Annotated in this window: 17 protein-coding genes; 8 read left to right on the forward strand and 9 right to left on the reverse strand. The window is 67.0% G+C overall.

The annotated features are described in order from the left end of the window. The first annotated feature begins 11 nt into the window (after positions 1-11). Together rfbD and PSC72_RS02640 are read left to right on the forward strand one after the other, a co-directional pair. Positions 12-926, forward strand: coding sequence for a dTDP-4-dehydrorhamnose reductase (gene rfbD, locus PSC72_RS02635; RefSeq protein WP_274324347.1), 915 nt, complete (start codon positions 12-14; stop codon positions 924-926). A 137-nt stretch (positions 927-1063) separates the two neighbouring features. After that, complete coding sequence (locus PSC72_RS02640) at positions 1064-1306, forward strand: hypothetical protein (protein ID WP_274324348.1); 243 nt, start codon at positions 1064-1066, stop codon at positions 1304-1306. Between the two features lie 15 nt (positions 1307-1321). Here PSC72_RS02640 and PSC72_RS02645 read toward each other — a convergent pair whose 3' ends face one another. Continuing rightward, a complete protein-coding gene (locus PSC72_RS02645) occupies positions 1322-2077 on the reverse strand; it encodes a PspA/IM30 family protein (protein ID WP_274324349.1) in 756 nt (251 codons plus the stop codon). Positions 2078-2249: 172 nt separating this feature from the next. Then, positions 2250-2861 carry a hypothetical protein gene (locus PSC72_RS02650; protein ID WP_274324350.1) on the reverse strand — a complete coding sequence of 204 codons (612 nt, stop codon included), beginning with the start codon at positions 2859-2861 and terminating at the stop codon, positions 2250-2252. A 237-nt stretch (positions 2862-3098) separates the two neighbouring features. Between PSC72_RS02650 and PSC72_RS02655 the strand changes: the two genes are divergently transcribed. Further along, entirely contained in the window at positions 3099-3335 is a 237-nt protein-coding gene (locus PSC72_RS02655; RefSeq protein ID WP_274324351.1) for a hypothetical protein, read from the forward strand. Positions 3336-3641: 306 nt separating this feature from the next. Here the strand turns inward: PSC72_RS02655 and PSC72_RS02660 are convergent, their stop codons facing one another. The 3 genes from PSC72_RS02660 to PSC72_RS02670 are packed head-to-tail and all read right to left on the reverse strand — an operon-like array spanning position 3642 to position 5406. After that, entirely contained in the window at positions 3642-3821 is a 180-nt protein-coding gene (locus PSC72_RS02660) for a hypothetical protein (RefSeq protein ID WP_274324352.1), read from the reverse strand. Between the two features lie 2 nt (positions 3822-3823). Continuing rightward, positions 3824-4897, reverse strand: a complete 1074-nt coding sequence (locus PSC72_RS02665) for a glucose-1-phosphate thymidylyltransferase (protein WP_274324353.1) — start codon at positions 4895-4897, stop codon at positions 3824-3826. Positions 4898-4944: 47 nt separating this feature from the next. After that, on the reverse strand, positions 4945-5406 hold the full coding sequence (locus PSC72_RS02670) for a dTDP-4-dehydrorhamnose 3,5-epimerase family protein (protein WP_274324354.1): 462 nt from the start codon (positions 5404-5406) through the stop codon (positions 4945-4947). 158 nt (positions 5407-5564) lie between these two features. Between PSC72_RS02670 and PSC72_RS02675 the strand changes: the two genes are divergently transcribed. Together PSC72_RS02675 and PSC72_RS02680 are read left to right on the forward strand one after the other, a co-directional pair. Beyond that, positions 5565-6098: a DUF7342 family protein gene (locus PSC72_RS02675; protein ID WP_274324355.1), complete on the forward strand. Its 534-nt coding sequence runs from the start codon at positions 5565-5567 to the stop codon at positions 6096-6098. 8 nt (positions 6099-6106) lie between these two features. Further along, positions 6107-6541 carry a hypothetical protein gene (locus tag PSC72_RS02680; protein ID WP_274324356.1) on the forward strand — a complete coding sequence of 145 codons (435 nt, stop codon included), beginning with the start codon at positions 6107-6109 and terminating at the stop codon, positions 6539-6541. A 46-nt stretch (positions 6542-6587) separates the two neighbouring features. Here PSC72_RS02680 and PSC72_RS02685 read toward each other — a convergent pair whose 3' ends face one another. Continuing rightward, positions 6588-7358, reverse strand: coding sequence for an MOSC domain-containing protein (locus tag PSC72_RS02685; protein ID WP_274324357.1), 771 nt, complete (start codon positions 7356-7358; stop codon positions 6588-6590). 418 nt (positions 7359-7776) lie between these two features. Between PSC72_RS02685 and PSC72_RS02690 the strand changes: the two genes are divergently transcribed. The 3 genes from PSC72_RS02690 to PSC72_RS02700 all read left to right on the forward strand — a co-directional run bounded on the left by PSC72_RS02690 (position 7777) and on the right by PSC72_RS02700 (position 10653). Beyond that, positions 7777-9921, forward strand: coding sequence for a bacterio-opsin activator domain-containing protein (locus PSC72_RS02690; RefSeq protein ID WP_274324358.1), 2145 nt, complete (start codon positions 7777-7779; stop codon positions 9919-9921). Positions 9922-10006: 85 nt separating this feature from the next. Beyond that, a complete protein-coding gene (locus PSC72_RS02695; RefSeq protein ID WP_274324359.1) occupies positions 10007-10327 on the forward strand; it encodes a HalOD1 output domain-containing protein in 321 nt (106 codons plus the stop codon). Between the two features lie 125 nt (positions 10328-10452). Next, on the forward strand, positions 10453-10653 hold the full coding sequence (locus PSC72_RS02700) for a DUF7576 family protein (protein WP_274324360.1): 201 nt from the start codon (positions 10453-10455) through the stop codon (positions 10651-10653). Positions 10654-10680: 27 nt separating this feature from the next. Here PSC72_RS02700 and PSC72_RS02705 read toward each other — a convergent pair whose 3' ends face one another. From PSC72_RS02705 to PSC72_RS02715, 3 genes are all read right to left on the reverse strand, one after another. Further along, positions 10681-11433, reverse strand: a complete 753-nt coding sequence (locus tag PSC72_RS02705; protein WP_274324361.1) for a pirin family protein — start codon at positions 11431-11433, stop codon at positions 10681-10683. 892 nt (positions 11434-12325) lie between these two features. Beyond that, positions 12326-13099, reverse strand: coding sequence for an IclR family transcriptional regulator (locus PSC72_RS02710; protein WP_274324362.1), 774 nt, complete (start codon positions 13097-13099; stop codon positions 12326-12328). 788 nt (positions 13100-13887) lie between these two features. After that, the gene (locus tag PSC72_RS02715) at positions 13888-14820 is read right to left on the reverse strand and encodes a dihydrodipicolinate synthase family protein (protein ID WP_274324363.1); all 933 of its coding nucleotides are present in this window, start codon (positions 14818-14820) and stop codon (positions 13888-13890) included. Positions 14821-14822: the final 2 nt, after the last annotated feature.

Below are 14822 nucleotides of genomic sequence, written 5' to 3' on the forward strand. Positions count from 1 at the left end.
TGGGGTTGGCCATGCGTACGCTGGTCCTCGGCGCCGACGGGCGACTCGGGAGCAACGTCGTCACCGCCGCGCTCGACAGGGGGTGGGAGGTCCACGGGACCGTCCGGTCGCCGCCCGACCGGGCACCCGTGGCGTTGTCCCGACTGGATATCCGCGACGCCGACCGCGCGGCCGCGCTGCTCGACGAGCGCGCGCCCGACCTCGTTGTCAACTGCGCCGCGATGACCGACGTCGACGGGTGCGAACGCGACCCCGACCGGGCCCGCGCGGTCAACGGCGAGGCGCCGGGCGCACTCGCCGCGGCCTGTGCCGACCGCGGGATCCCCTTCGTCCACGTCTCGACCGACTACGTGTTCGACGGCCGAGACGGGAGCCCGTACGACGAGTCGGCCGACCCGAACCCGCTCCAGGCGTACGGGGAGTCGAAACTGGCCGGCGAACGGGCGGTCGCCGACGCCGGGGGCGACTCGCTGGTCGTCCGCCTCTCGTTCGTCTACGGTACCCACGGGTTCACGGGCGAACTGACCGGCTTCCCCGCCTGGGTCCGCGGCAAGCTCGCCGCGGGCGAGTCCGTCCCGCTGTTCACCGACCAGCACGTCACGCCGAGCCGCGCCGGGCAGGCGGCGGCGACCGTCCTCGACCTCGCCGACGCCGGGGAGTGGGGAACCGTCCACGTCGCCAGCCGGTCCTGTCTGACCCCGTACGAGTTCGGTCGCCTGCTCGCCGACCGACTGGACGCCGACCCGACGCTCGTCGAGGAGGGGTCGATGGACGACATCGAGCGCGAGGCGACGCGCCCGCGGGACACCTGTCTCGACGTGTCGAGGGTCGAGAGGGCGCTCGGGTGCCCTCAGCCGACGGCCGACGAGGACCTCGCCGCCATCGACGACGCGCTCGCGCTGGACGAGCGTGAGACCGGCGAGTAGGCGAGCGACGACGCCGGACCGAGGCGCCCGTGGGCCGGATCGGCGCAGACGGCGAACGCTGCGTCGCCCGCACCGTTTTATAAACGCCTTCAGTCATCACGCAGTGTCCGCTTCGGTCGGCGCGCCCAAACGGGCACGTGACCGAACAGCAAGGCGCTACGTCCGGTTCCGGCCAGGACCGGACGGAGACGGATCCGACCGTCGAGACGTTCTGGTCGGCGCTCAACACGGGGGCGTTGCTCGTCGTCGCCGGCCTCGTCTCCGTCGGCGTCCACTCGCTGCGCGGCGACTGGCCGGCCGGGTTCGACGGCTGGGGCGCCGCCGCGTTCGTCGTCGTCGGCGTCGGTCTCGTCGGTTACTCGCTCGCGATAACGCGCTGACCGCGGACCGACCAGTCAGGAGGCCCCGCTCCCGGCGGGCTCCCGTTCGAGTTCCAGATCAGTCGCGTCGGTCTCCCGGCCGACGCGCGTCTTCAGCTCTTCGAGCTCCCGGTCGACGCGCTCCTCGGTCGAGCGGCGGCGCAGTTCGCGGTCGATCTCGTCGCCCTCGGCGAGCACGTCGTCGAGCGCGCCGCTGGCTTCCAGTTCTTCGAGGGCCGCCGCCCGCGCCTCCATCCGCTCGGTCCGCTCGGACGCGCGCTCGATGGCGCGGCTCACGTCCTCCATCTCGCCGCCGACGCCGGTGAACGCCTCCGCGACGCGCGCCGACGCCGCCGCCGCCTCGTGACGGGCCTTGAGCGTCTCCTTGCGGGTGCGGAACCCCTCGATCTGACCGCGGAGCGCGATCTGTCGCTGGGTAAGGGCGTCCTGGGTCGCCTGCAACCGCTCGATCTGGTCTTCGAGGTCGGTCACCTGGTCGAGCGTCGCGTGTTTCTTCTCCAGCGCCCGCCGCGCGAGGTCGTCGCGGTCCTGCCGGACCGCTTCCCGGACCTGTTCGTCGTACTTCTCGACGGACGACTGGAGGCGCTCGCGGTGCATCTCCAGGCGCTTCTTCTGGGTGGTGACGCTCGCGATCCCCCGGTTTATCTCCTGCAACTGGTCGCGCAGTCGCTCGTAGGAGTAGTCGAGTTCGGCGGCCGGGTCCGCCGTTCGGTCGAGGAGCGCGTTGATCCACGACTCTATCCTGAAGAAGACGCGATCGAGGAGACTCACTGGCGGCCCCTCTCGTCGAGGCGGCAGTGCGCTCGGTCGACTCCGTTCGATGGCATAGCGGAGGAATCGGGCCAGGACCGGTTAATACCGCTGCGCGCAAACGCCGGTCCGGCGGCCTGCCGGCGACCGCTCGCCGCCGGTCGCGTTCGAGCCGCGCTCTACTCGACCGCGTTCAGTCCTCCTGCTGGGGCGTGTCTCCGGACTCGCTCGCCTTCTCGCCTTCTTCCTCGATGGTCTCGCTCGCCTCCTGGCCGCGCTCTTCGAGCTGGTCGCCGATCTCCTCGCTCTCCTGTTCGATCCGGTCGCCGACCTCCTCGCTCGTCGATTCGACCTGTTCGGCGGCCTCGTGGGCCGTCTCCTCCGCGCGCTCGGCCACCGTCTGTCCGCCTTCGCGGACGCGGTCGGCGGCCTTCTGGGTCACCTGTTCGGTCTGGTCGGCGACCTGTTTCGACCCCTCGCCGACTCGCTGTCCGGCCTGCTGGCGCGCCGGCCCGAGTCGGTCCCGGATCAGGTACCCCGCGGCGATGAGGGCTATCCCACCGATCAGCCAGGTGAGCGTGCTCCGCCCGCCCGAGGACTGCTGGGACTGCTGGGATTGCTCGCGCTGGCCGTGACTGTCGCCTCCGGACGACCCGCTGTCACCGGACAGGAGGGCCTTCACGACGTTCCGGACGACGAGCGCGCCGATCAGCCACGGGAGGTCTTCCCTGTTCACGCCGGACGTGCCCGCTACCGATGCGCCTGACTCCGTGTTCCCCGACTCGGGGAACGGTAACTGCTCCATCATGACGGTACGTGGGTTCGGTCTCCGCGGGAAAGAGTGACCAGACGGCATAGGCAGGCAACAGGGTCCACAGGTCCGAGACGGGTCGCCGGGTCCGAGACGGGTCACCGGATCCGAGACGGGTCGCCGCTCGCGTGTGGAGCCCACGGCGCGGTCGGAGCAGTCCGGTGCCGTCGGCCTGACCTTTTCTGTTTTGGGAAGGTGCGTATGCCTCCTAATCCCATACGCTCGGCTAGTATGAGCCTCGACCGGACCACGCGGCCTCTCGACGTCGAGAACGCCAGGGTGTTCGACTACCGACGGGACGTGATCGTCGAACTCCACGGGGAGACACCGGACGGGGAGTTCGAGGCGGTGACGTACGTGTTCAGGGACGACCCCGACGACGCGGGCCTGCAGTCGCCCGAGATCGACGAGGCCCACGAGGCGATCGTGTACGACGCGCTGGCCGACGCTGACTACACGGTGGCCTAAAAGGGCGCGAGCGACGCTGGAGAGACGCAATTCTGGACGGGCGCGACGCTACGGATATTGATCGACACTTGGGACTCCGCGTTCAGTTAGCGAACAGAGCGGACCACGGCCGAAAAGCGGCCGTGTGTCGCTCTGAATTGGTCCCCGCTGACGCTTCGGCCCTCCAAGACGAAGCGTCAGTTCGTACAATGAACTACTGTTAATTAAGCCTGTTGGGCGGCGGCTCGAAGTTGTTCTGCAGTGACAGCACGGCTGATGAGGACTCCGGGGTGGACGGGCCGCCGAGCGCGGGTCGGTCTTCCCCGGCTACAGCCGATACTGGTCCCGGTTGTCCAGGACGTGCTGACGGTCGCCCTCGGGGAGGTCCGCGAACCGGAGGACCGCCTCGCAGTCCAGCCCGGGGCACTTCATCACGCGGTTCGATTCGAGTTCGTTCGCCGAGACGATCGTCCCGCAGTCCGAGCAGGTGAGCGTCGCGATGCGCATGGTCAGAGTTTGATGTCGGAGTTCTCGCCGACGACGAGGCGCTGTCCCTCGGGGAGCAGCCCGTCCGCGCTGGTTATCGATACGTCGCTCCCGATGAGGCTGTCGACGATCCGACCCGAGGCGTCGATCTCCGCGCCGCCGATGATCACGGTGTTCTCGACGTGCGCGTTCGCGACCGTCGAGTCCGCGCCCACCGAGGTGTACGGGCCGACGTACGCGCCATCGCGCACGGTGACGCCCTCCCCGAGCGAGACCGGCCCTCTGACGACCGCGTCGGACTCGACGGTCGCCCCCTCGCGGAGGTCGATCCGGCCCTTCGTCTCCGCGCCCTCTTCGACGGTGCCGTCGTCCGCCGGGTCGAGATCCGCGAGGACGAGCCGGTTGGCTTCGAGGATGTCGCCCGGTTTCCCGGTGTCTTTCCACCAGCCGTCGACGACGTGAGAGCTGATCGCCAGCCCGTCGTCGAGCAGCGACTGGAGGGCGTCGGTGATCTCCAGTTCCCCGCGCCACGACGGTTCGAGGTCCGCGACGGCGTCGAAGACCGCCGGCGAGAACACGTAGACGCCGATGAGCGCCAGGTCGCTCGGCGGGTCGTCGGGCTTCTCGACCAGCCGGCGCACCTCGCCCGCCGCGTCCACCTCGGCGATACCGAACGCCCCCGGGTCGTCGACGTGCTGGAGAGCGATGGCCGCGGCGTAGTCGCCCGACTCGAAGTTCTCGACCAGCCGCCCGACGCCCTGGTTGAGGAGGTTGTCGCCGAGGTACATCACGAAGTCGTCGTCGCCGACGAACTCGCGGGCACAGCCCGCGGCGTGGGCCAACCCCAGCGGATTCCCCTGGACGACGTACGTGATATCCACGCCGTACTCGGAGCCGTCGCCGAGGAACGACTGGATTCCCTCGCGGCCCTTGTGCCCGAGGACGACGCCGATGTCGGTGATGCCGGCCGCGCGCAGGTCTTCGACCGCGTACTCCAGGACCGGCTTGTTCGCGACCGGGATGAGCTGCTTGGGCCCGGTGTGGGTGATCGGGCGGAGCCGCGAGCCCGTCCCGCCCGCGAGGATGAGTCCCTTCATGGGCCGGCGGTCGGGCCGCGGTCACTCAGTTAGTCGCCGCTTATCGCTCAGTGGGGCATCTCGTCCCAGTCCAGCGGGATCTCGTCGGTGTCCGGAGGCAGTCGCTGTTCGTCGGGGTCGTCGTAGTCGTAGAGGTTCGTCGGGAAGTTGATCAGCGTGGCCCGCTCGTCGCCGACGACCTTGAACCCGTGCCAGCACGCCCCCGGGATGCGGATCAGCCGCTGGTCGTGCTCGCCGACGACGAACGTGTCGAGTTCCCCCCGCGTCGGCGAGTCCTCGCGGTCGTCGTAGATACCGACCTTGATGCGCCCGCTGGGACAGACGAAGTGGTCGACCTGCCCGCGGGTGTGGCGGTGCCAGGCGCGGACGACGCCCGGGTAGGAAAGCGAGTAGTAGCTCATCGCCGGCTCGGGGTCGTACTCCTCCCAGTCCTCCCGGAAGACCTCCACGAGGTGCCCGCGCTCGTCGGCGTTGACCTGTAGCTCCCGCGTCTGGACGCCGTCTATCATACGCGAAGCCACTCGTCCCAGATTCTTAACGTTCGGTGTGGCTTCGACCAGTGGCCGGCAACGACCCCGTACGGATACGCTGACGCCCCGCTGGCTCGCGCCGAGAGATTATATTTCCCCGAAGAAAGAAATATGTCCGCCCCAGTACAACTAGACGTATGGCTGACGAACCGTCACCGAACGGTCCACCCGCCTTCGACGACGTGTTCAGCGGTGGCGACGTCGAGCAGCGCGTCTACGGAACGCTGCTCCAGACACGGGAGCCGACGGCGGCGAGCGCGATCGCAGACCGCGTCGATTGCGACCCGAAGACGGCGCGGAAATACCTCGAGTGGTTCGCCGACCTCGGCATCGCCACGCGCCACGAGGGCCGACCGACCACCTACGAGCGCAACGACGCGTACTTCGAGTGGCGACGCATCGACCGGCTCGCCGCGGACCACTCGATCGACGAACTCCGAAGCCGCGTCAGCGAACTGGCGGCGCGGATAGCTAAGTACGAAGAGGTGTACGACGCCGCGTCGCCCGCAGATGTCGACGCCGTCGCCGCGGCGGAGTCGAGCGACGATCGGACGATCGACGACGTCTACAGCGACCTCGCCGACTGGGAGACCGCGCGAACGGAACGCGAACGCCACGAACGCGCCCGGCAGCAACTGGCCGGCACCGAGGGCGAACCGGTCCCCGGGTAGGAGAATCGATGGTTCCGCCCACCGACGACGGGGGCAGTCCGGCGCCTATCGACCGTCCCCTCCTCGAGTTTTTCCGGACGCACCTCGGAGCGACGGAGCAAGTCGCAAACGCGGGAATCACAGACGCCGACGGCCACCTCGAACTCCGCGTCACCCTCACTCCGTCATACTACCCGGCGACTGTGACGGAGGCCACCCTCACGGTGCGGTGGTACACGAACGACGACTTCAAGATCCACTACCGGGAGGTACATCCGGAGACCACCTGGCAGTGTCGCTGGGACCGGCACCCGAACCCGCACAACGCGCGTGACCACTACCATCCCCCGCCGACTGCGCCCACGCCGGGTGAGGACGCCTCGTGGCCGGACGACCACCGCGACGTGTTGACGCTCGTTCTCGACGAGGTCGAACGGAGGATCGAGACGCTCTGGGAAGAGTGACGACAGGTCACGGGACGAATCGAGAGACCCCTCTCGCGACCGCCGGTCACTCGACCACGTCGACTTCGTCCCCGACGGCGACGGTCGTGCCGCGGTCGGTCTCGGGGACCCGGGTGATGACCATCAGCGTGTAGTAGTGGTCGAACGCCTCCCAGTCGGCCCACTCCGGAACCGTCTCCTCGCGCTTCTCGACGAACCGTTCGCGGAACTCGGGGATGGGCTCGCCGGTGTCGGGGTCGCGCTGCGGGACGACACACCGGCCGCAGGGCGTGACGCCCTCGAAGCGGACGCCGTCGACTTCGAACGCCGGCGCGTCGTCGCCGACGAACCGGTCCTCCCAGAACGCCGGCACGCCGGATATCTCGACGTTCGCGCGAAGGCGGCGGCGCGCCCCCGCGACGGTCATCTCGTCGAACCACGAGGCGACCGTCTCCAGCGTCGCCGTGCTGACGACCGACGGTCCCATCTCGCGCCGGTCGACGTAGCCCAGCGAGTCGTCGCGGCGCAGTTCCAGGTCCGCGTCGAAGAAGTCGCCGAACCACTCGGCGGCGCGCCCGCGCTCGGCGTCGAGGTCGAACCGCCGGGTCTCGCCCCCGGGCGTCTCGACTTCCAGTTGACCGGACTCCGGGTCGAAATCGGTCGCGAGATCGTGGACCCGGTCGGTCCGCTTGCCGTTGAGGACCTCCCCCTCGGCGTCGAACAGTGCGAACTCCCGATCGTGGCGGAGCGTCCCGCCCTCCAGGATCGCCGTCGATTCGAGGTCGATACCGTCCAGCCCCTTCACCGGGAACACCCTGAGTCGTTCGAGACGGGCCATCACACGGTCGTCGTCCGCCCGCACCAATAGCCATTCGTTCGAACACGATCGCACGCCCCCGTCGGCAAGCCAGTGACGTTCGTCTCTCTCGACACCTGCTCGATGGACGTTCGATCATGTCGACCGGGTCGCGCGGTGTACGGCCCGCGAACGGTACCTAATTGACTAGTACCAACCGGTTAGTGCCGTTGACCCCCCTACTACGCATGGTGAGCGTAGGCGTCGGTCAAGACGCGACACGTGACGAGTGGTTGAACGCTCGCTCGTACTTGCGAACGGCCAGCACAGTCCGTCCACCCGTTGATACCGATCCGAAGCGACGGCGAGACGGGTCGAGTGATCGAAGGGCGATTCTCGACGGCGCACGACCGGGGACCGCATCCCGGTTCTCGCGACGGCCTTCAGCCGATGAGTCGCCATGACGGACGGCGTCGGCGTCCTCTTGATCGAAGACAACCCCGGCGACGTCCGACTGGTCGAGGAGTTGCTCGACGGAGCGACCGACGGCTCTCGGACGGCGACAGACGAGAGCGGCCTACGGATCGGCGAGTTGCGCCACGCGGACACCCTCGACGAGGGACTACGGGCGCTCGACGAGACGACCGACGTCGTCCTGCTCGACCTCGGACTGCCCGACAGCACGGGGATCGACACCCTGGAGGCCGTCCGCGACCGCTCGCGAGCGGTGGCGATCGTGGTCTTGACCGGTCTCTCCGACGAGGCGACCGGCGCCCGAGCGGTCCAGCAGGGCGCCCAGGAGTATCTCGTCAAGGACGAACTCACGCCGCCGCTGTTGGGACGGGCGCTCCGCCACGCGATCGAGCGGAAGAAGTTCGAGCGAACGCGGGCGGCACTGCACGACGCGAGTCGGGACGTGATCCACGCCGAATCGGGCCGCGAAGTGGGCGACCTCGTCGTCGAAACGGCTGTCGACGTGCTCGATCAGCAGGGCGTCGGCGTGTACCTGTTCGACGGCTCGACCAACGTCCTCCGGCCAGTCGCGTACACCGACTACATCGAGGAGCTGTTCGGGGAGTTGCCGTCGTTCAGCGCCGACGATACCGCGATCACGTGGCAAGCGTTCGTCACCGGTGAGACGATTACCCTCGACGACGTGCTCGAATCCGAGTACACCGCTCGCCAGGACACGCCCGTCCGAAGCGGGATCTGGGTCCCGCTGGGCGATCACGGCGTGTTGGCGATCGTCTCCGAAGCCGTCGGTCAGCCCGGCCAACAGACCCAGCAGTTAGCCGACCACCTGGCGGCCACCGCAGAAGCCGCCCTCGACCGCGTCGAGCGCGAGGCCGCCCTGCGCGAGAGCGAACAGGAGCTGGCGCGACGGAACCGCCAACTGGAGCGGCTCGACCGGATGAACGCGCTCATCCGTGAGATCGACCAGATACTCGTCCAGGCGACGACGCGCGCGGCGATCGAACAGGCGGTCTGCGACCGAGTCGCCGAAGACGACCAGTTCGTCTTCGCGTGGATCGGCGAACTCGCCGCGGACGGCACCCTCGAACCGAGGGCCTGGGCCGGCGCGAATCAGGGGTATCTCGACACCATCTCGCCGTCGGTGGACGCCGCGAACGGGCCGCCTTCGGTGACGGCCGCGACGACCGATTCGGTCGTCGTCGTCCCGAACGTCGTGGACGACTTGCGACAGGAGCCGTGGCGCAAGACGGCGCTCACCGAGGACTTTCACTCGGCGATCGCCATCCCGCTCACGTACAACGACCTGTCCTACGGGGTGTTGACGGCGTTCGCCGACGAACCCGGCGTGCTCGGCACGGTTTCGAACGACGTCGCCCGCGAACTGGGCGAGACGATCGCCAACGCGATCAACTCCGTCGAGACGAGGCAGGCACTCCTCGCCGAGACGGTGGTGGAGGTCAAGCTGGCGATACGAGAGCCGGACGACCCGCTGAGCCGCCTCGCTCGCGAGACCGACTGCCAGCTCGAGTACGGCGGCGTCGTCCCCCAGTCTGACGGAACCATCCGGCTCTTTTTCACTGCACGCGGCGAATCCGCCGGTTCGATCGAGACCGTCGCCGACGGCATACCCGGCATCCGGCAGCTCCGCCGCATCAGCGATCCGAGCGCCGACAGCGACGGCACCAGCCGATTCGAGATGACGGTTTCGGAGCCGACGATCCCGTCCTCGCTCGTGGAGTGCGGGGCCGTCGCGCAGTCGATCGAACTCTCCGAGTCCGAGGTCGTGGCGACCGTGGAGCTCCCGGACGCGGTCGACGTCCGGACGTTCCTCAACAGGTTGGAGAACACGTATCCGGGGACGGAGCTGATCGCGCGGCGCGACACCGAGCGGACCGACAGGTCACAGCGGGGCTTCGACGGCCTCCTCCGGGAGGAACTGACCGACCGGCAGTTAGAAGCGCTCCAGACCGCGTACCTGAGCGGCTACTTCGAGTGGCCGCGCGAACGCACCGGCGAAGAAGTCGCCGAGACGCTGGATATCAGCCAGCCGACGCTCAACGCCCACCTCCGCTCCGCGGAGCGGAAGCTCTGCGCGCTGCTGTTCGACGGCGCCCCGTCCTCGCCCGAGTGATCGACCTACGTACGTAGCGGCGCTCGCCGAGCGCACTATCAGTGTTGAAACAGCGGCTATCCCGTGTCCCCCCGTCCGCTGAAGTATGGAAGCGACCATCGACCAGAACCCGCGTGCGGTCACGAACGTCTGTCCCAACGGCCACGTCAGTGAGACGGTCATCGACGCCGTCGCGACGGCGACGGGGACCGATCCGCTCCAACTGGAACCGCTGTACGCCGTCGTCGACCCGGACGCACTGGATCGTCTCGTCCGATCGTCGGCCGAATCTCGGGGCCCGTCGCTGGAGATCCGGTTCACGATGGCGGGCTGTCGAGTCACCGTTCGCGCCGACGGCGACGTCGCCGTCGCTCCCCCGCCGACGACCGACGCCGCGCCGACGACTGATGAATCTGGCGAGGCGTGAGACGAGACCCGGGAGTCGCGCCGTGAGAACCGGGTGGCGGCGCTCCCGGGCGCGGGGCCCCAAGCAGAGAGGGTCGTTCTATCGCCGACGAACGACTAGACCGCCAGTACCCGGCGGAGCGGCCGATGGGTGAGGAAGACGGCGGCGACGATCCCGCAGGGGACAGCAGCCAGTCCGCGGCCCGACACAGATCCTGTGAGTACTGCGGGGCGGAGATCGATACGAGCGAGTGGTACCCGGTGCTGCAGCGACGGGGATCGGACGGAGAGCCGGAGTTTTACCCCTTCTGCAGCGAGGACTGCCAGGAGTCGTGGCGCGACGAGTAGCGCGCTCGACGGTCGAGACGCGAACGGTTAGCGGCCGATCGTCCCCCGCCGCGTGACCGGTGCGTCGGGGTCGATACGGAAGGCCACGAGCACCGAGTCCTCCCGCGCGGTGACCGGCAGGTCGTCGGCGTCGACGAGCAGCCCGCTCTCGGTCTCGTCGAAGTGCGTGTCCGCGGCCTCGACGGCGCCCTCGAAGACGTAGAAGTACGTGTCCCGCCCCGCGGTCGTGGGGAGGTCGACGCTCTCCCCCGCGTTGAGTCGCACGTCGTAGCAGTGGACGTCGTTGCGCACGGTGAACGGCGCCTCCGATCCCTCGGGCCCGAAGACGTGGCGCCACTCGTTGTCGATCGGGCCTTCGATCGGTCCGTGCTGGATGCCCGGGTCGAGGTCCAGACTGTGCGGTCGGACGAATATCTGGAGCATCCGCAGCGGCGGGTCGTCGGCGAGCGTGCGCTCCTCGTGCCAGAAGCCGCTGCCCGCGTTCATCACCAGCAGGTGCTCTGAGTCGGTGACGAGTTCGTTCCCCTCGCGGTCGTCGTGACGCATGACGCCCGCGGGCACCCACGAGATGATCTCCTCGTTCTGGTGGGGGTGCATCGAGATGAGCGTGTCCGGGTCCATGAACGACTCGACGACGGTCGAGAGCGGCCCGTAGCCGTGGTCGTCGTGGTCCGGGTGGTTCCGGCCGGGGAAGTTGAAGCGAATCCGGAACTTGCCCTGGTCCTGGGTCACGTCGCTGCGCGGCGCCTTGTGGAGTTTCGGCGTGGATTCTGATTCCATGGTGTCAGTTGCTCTCCGGTAGCGTCTCTGGACACAAAAGCGGCGCGTGCCCCGGGACCCGCCTGCTGATCCCGGAACCCGCGACACGGGGTCGGATCCCGGTAGCTCCTCGACGCTGGTTCGCCGCACCGGTACACCGCAGCTGACGGAACCCCGACGCTATCGTTGCGATACTCGACAGCGTAGCCGCTGGCCCGGCGCTCGAAACCTCGTCTTCGAACTTCGTCCGCTGCGCCCGCACGATTATTACAAATTCCATACTATTATCTATCCTTTATACTATTTCGCTCGGAGTGGCAGTGTTCGAAGACTGGAGTCGGACTTCGCATATCGTGGAAGTCTAGTAGTGGCTTAAAATGGGCCCGAACTGGCCTGAATAAAGGATCAAGGTCGACCCATCGACCAAGAGACGGTAGCAATTCTTCCCCCATTCAGATTCTTTGTATTCGATCACATCTTCGCGCTTAAGATGTTCATTTACCCCCGTATAGGTTGGAGTTGTGAATGTTTGACCACGACACTGAAGGAGTATGAATTAACACCCCATTACTGTCGAACGCGAAATATCGAAAACCGCATATATCTAAGTCTTCCAATACTACTTCGAACATACCAGATAATTTAATCAGGAGTTCCATGACTCGGAAGTAGCGAGAGTGCGACTCGACACGTGCCTGTCGGCCACGGCGGCCCAGTCACGTGAGCGACGTGACGCGCATTCTCTTTTCGAGAGACCGTCCCGACAGCGCTCCGACGGAGTCATTATCGGAACGGAGGCCCACTCGTTCGCCCGTGAGACTCCGACCGGGGTGGTACAACTGCGGTGAAAGAGTTCGATTCACGCACAGCGGAGCGTACCGGGTGGAACCGTCGGAAACGACGGAGAGACCGATCAGGAGAACTTGGTGTTGATCTCGATGATGTTCGCGGTGTACTGGACGAGGTCGGAGAGCTCGCCGTGGATCCGGTCGGTAGTGAACCTGATCGACGGGCCGGTGAGACTCACCGCACCGAGGACCTGATCGTCGCTTTTGACCGGCGCCGCGACACAGCGGATCCCCTCTACGTTCTCCTCGTCGTCGATCCCGTAGCCCCGTTCCCGAGTCCGCTCCACTTCCTCGAGGAGTTCGTCGGGGCCGGAGATCGTGTTCGGCGCTCGGCGTTCGTACTCGCACGAGTGAAGGATCTCCTCGACTCGGTCGTCCGGGAGAAACGCGAGGATTGATTTCCCCAGCGCGGTCGAGTGTATCGGTTGCTTGGTCCCGACCTTCGACGCGCTCTTGATGCCATTCTCGCCGGTGGTCTTGTACAGATACGACACCTGTCCGTGCTCTTCGATCCCGAACTGCGCGGTCTCACCGCTCTTCTCTGCCAGGGCGTCGACCTCGTTCCGGATGACGTCGTAGTTCCCGACGAGATCTCTGACCCCCCTCGACATGTCGAGGATGCGGAGGCTGAGTCGGTAATCGTAGCCGTCCCGGGCGACCATCCGCTGTTCCTCGAGCGTTCGCAGATGGCTGTGGATCGTGCTCCGAGAGTACTCGAGCGCCTCGTCTAGTTCAGTCACGTTCGACTTCCCGCGCTCCTGCAGGACGTCCAGGATCTCGAACGCGATCCCGACCGACCGTACGGTTCGACCCCTCCCGTCCTCTGACGCCTTCGCCATGTTAGTCAATGCCTCACTACCAGACCTTAATGATTTTCCCCCTTGGAATAGGGGTGAGGGAGTCTGGACCGCACGCCGGCTGCCCGGTGACCGGCGGGAACCGGCCGAAACACGTACCGGATTCCGCTCTCGGGAACAGGAACCGTTCAGTTCGCTAGAGCGGAACAACTGAGGCAACAATCGCTATGAAATTACGGACGGATATCGGGGTGTCATTTCGCATACGTTCACTATTCCCGACCCTTGTGAATGGTTAACAACATTCACAGAATCGCGGAGATCGGGAGGGGGAACGAATTACATCCATACGAACGTAATCTAGATTCGCGGTGAACGCTTCTCCCACTGTCGCGAGAGAGGAACGGAGAGATATCGGTCGCGTGAACCGATGAAGCCGGAGATCTCGTCGCGAACGCCGGGAGGAGTACTCGAAATTCAGTTCGCAATAGGGGACAATACCAGCGGGACCGGTGCGGCGAGTCGGGAATTGGGAGAAGATCGGCAGAGCGCTCGCTCGGAGGGCGGCCGTGCCGCATCTTCAGGTGGTGTCCCGCGACCGACTCTTCGGACGGGCCCGCGAAGGGCGGTTCCGCCCTGCCACCGATGTAGCGAACCGAGTCTCGCGAGCGATGGCGATCGACCAGGTTCGGCCGATTCCGCGCAGAAAGTCCGTTACGGGCGCGAATTCGGCGTTGCTTTCGGTTCGACGAGCCCCGTTCGCCGGCTAGGTTCGAAGGGTCGAACGGGGGCGGGGACCTCCGAGTCGCCAGGGCCTCGGTTTCGGCCCTTCACGCTGGGTTCCCGAACGTGCCCTCGATCCGGTCGTAATGCCGTTCGACGCGTTCGCGGCCGCGCGAATCCAGATCGACCAGTGGTTCGCGAACGGGGCCGCCCCTGAACCCGGCCAGGTCCATCCCGTACTTGACGACCGGGACGTTGTTCCCCCCGGCCACGGTGCTTCCCTCGCCCGGGCTGTCGCGGAGGTCTTCGAGCGGCCGGAGCGACCGCTGGATCGTCCGGGCGCGCTCCCAGTGCCCGTTCTCGATAGCCTCGTACAGGGCGAGGGTCGTCCGGGGCAGGAAGTTGCCGAGCCCGGTCGTGTACCCTGACGCGCCCTCGACGGCGAACGCGAGCGCGTACCGCTCCGCGATCCCGTTGACCCACGTGAGCTCGCCGTCGGCGTCCTGGACGGTCTGGGCGAACTCCTTCACGTCGGCGACTCCGAACTTCACCGCCACCACCTCTTCGCGCTCGCTGAGGTCCACGATCACCCCTCGAGGGAGGTCGCGGCCGCGCTTGTAGAGGACGACCCCGAGGTCGGTCTCGTCACAGATGCGGTGGTAGTAGGTTTTCAGCCCCTCTTCGTGGACGTACGTGTGGTCGGGGTGCATCACCATGATCGCGTCGGCCCCCGCGTCCGCGTACGTCGACGCCAGGCGGGAAACCTCGGGAACATTGCCGACTACACCGCCGGCGACGGTCGCTTCCGGCCCGGTCGCTTCGACGTGTGTCTCGACGACCGCGGCCCGCTCCTCGTCGGTGAGCGCGTAGTACTCCCCCGTGTTCCCGCAGGGGATGAACAGGCGCGCACCGCGGTCGTAGAGCCGTTCGACGTTGTCCGCGAGCGCGGCGGTGTCGACTTCGGACCTGTCGTCGGTGAACGGGACAGCGGTCGTGAACGCGACGGACTCGAAATTCCGGCGAAGTCGCTGTGGCTGCATAT

Origin of the sequence: Halosimplex aquaticum (assembly GCF_028747785.1) — an archaeon.
Classification (GTDB): Archaea; Halobacteriota; Halobacteria; order Halobacteriales; family Haloarculaceae; genus Halosimplex; species Halosimplex aquaticum.

Excerpts from the sequence above, each read along its gene's own strand:
- PSC72_RS02715 (WP_274324363.1), bottom strand. The coding sequence starts at position 14,820 with ATGCAGCCACAGCGACTTCGCCGGAATTTCGAGTCCGTCGCGTTCACG.
- PSC72_RS02655 (WP_274324351.1), top strand. The coding sequence starts at position 3,099 with ATGAGCCTCGACCGGACCACGCGGCCTCTCGACGTCGAGAACGCCAGG.
- PSC72_RS02670 (WP_274324354.1), bottom strand. The coding sequence starts at position 5,406 with ATGATAGACGGCGTCCAGACGCGGGAGCTACAGGTCAACGCCGACGAG.
- PSC72_RS02650 (WP_274324350.1), bottom strand. The coding sequence starts at position 2,861 with ATGGAGCAGTTACCGTTCCCCGAGTCGGGGAACACGGAGTCAGGCGCA.
- PSC72_RS02690 (WP_274324358.1), top strand. The coding sequence starts at position 7,777 with ATGACGGACGGCGTCGGCGTCCTCTTGATCGAAGACAACCCCGGCGAC.
- PSC72_RS02685 (WP_274324357.1), bottom strand. The coding sequence starts at position 7,358 with ATGGCCCGTCTCGAACGACTCAGGGTGTTCCCGGTGAAGGGGCTGGAC.
- PSC72_RS02695 (WP_274324359.1), top strand. The coding sequence starts at position 10,007 with ATGGAAGCGACCATCGACCAGAACCCGCGTGCGGTCACGAACGTCTGT.
- rfbD (WP_274324347.1), top strand. The coding sequence starts at position 12 with ATGCGTACGCTGGTCCTCGGCGCCGACGGGCGACTCGGGAGCAACGTC.
- PSC72_RS02705 (WP_274324361.1), bottom strand. The coding sequence starts at position 11,433 with ATGGAATCAGAATCCACGCCGAAACTCCACAAGGCGCCGCGCAGCGAC.
- PSC72_RS02680 (WP_274324356.1), top strand. The coding sequence starts at position 6,107 with ATGGTTCCGCCCACCGACGACGGGGGCAGTCCGGCGCCTATCGACCGT.
- PSC72_RS02660 (WP_274324352.1), bottom strand. The coding sequence starts at position 3,821 with ATGCGCATCGCGACGCTCACCTGCTCGGACTGCGGGACGATCGTCTCG.
- PSC72_RS02700 (WP_274324360.1), top strand. The coding sequence starts at position 10,453 with ATGGGTGAGGAAGACGGCGGCGACGATCCCGCAGGGGACAGCAGCCAG.
- PSC72_RS02665 (WP_274324353.1), bottom strand. The coding sequence starts at position 4,897 with ATGAAGGGACTCATCCTCGCGGGCGGGACGGGCTCGCGGCTCCGCCCG.
- PSC72_RS02675 (WP_274324355.1), top strand. The coding sequence starts at position 5,565 with ATGGCTGACGAACCGTCACCGAACGGTCCACCCGCCTTCGACGACGTG.
- PSC72_RS02710 (WP_274324362.1), bottom strand. The coding sequence starts at position 13,099 with ATGGCGAAGGCGTCAGAGGACGGGAGGGGTCGAACCGTACGGTCGGTC.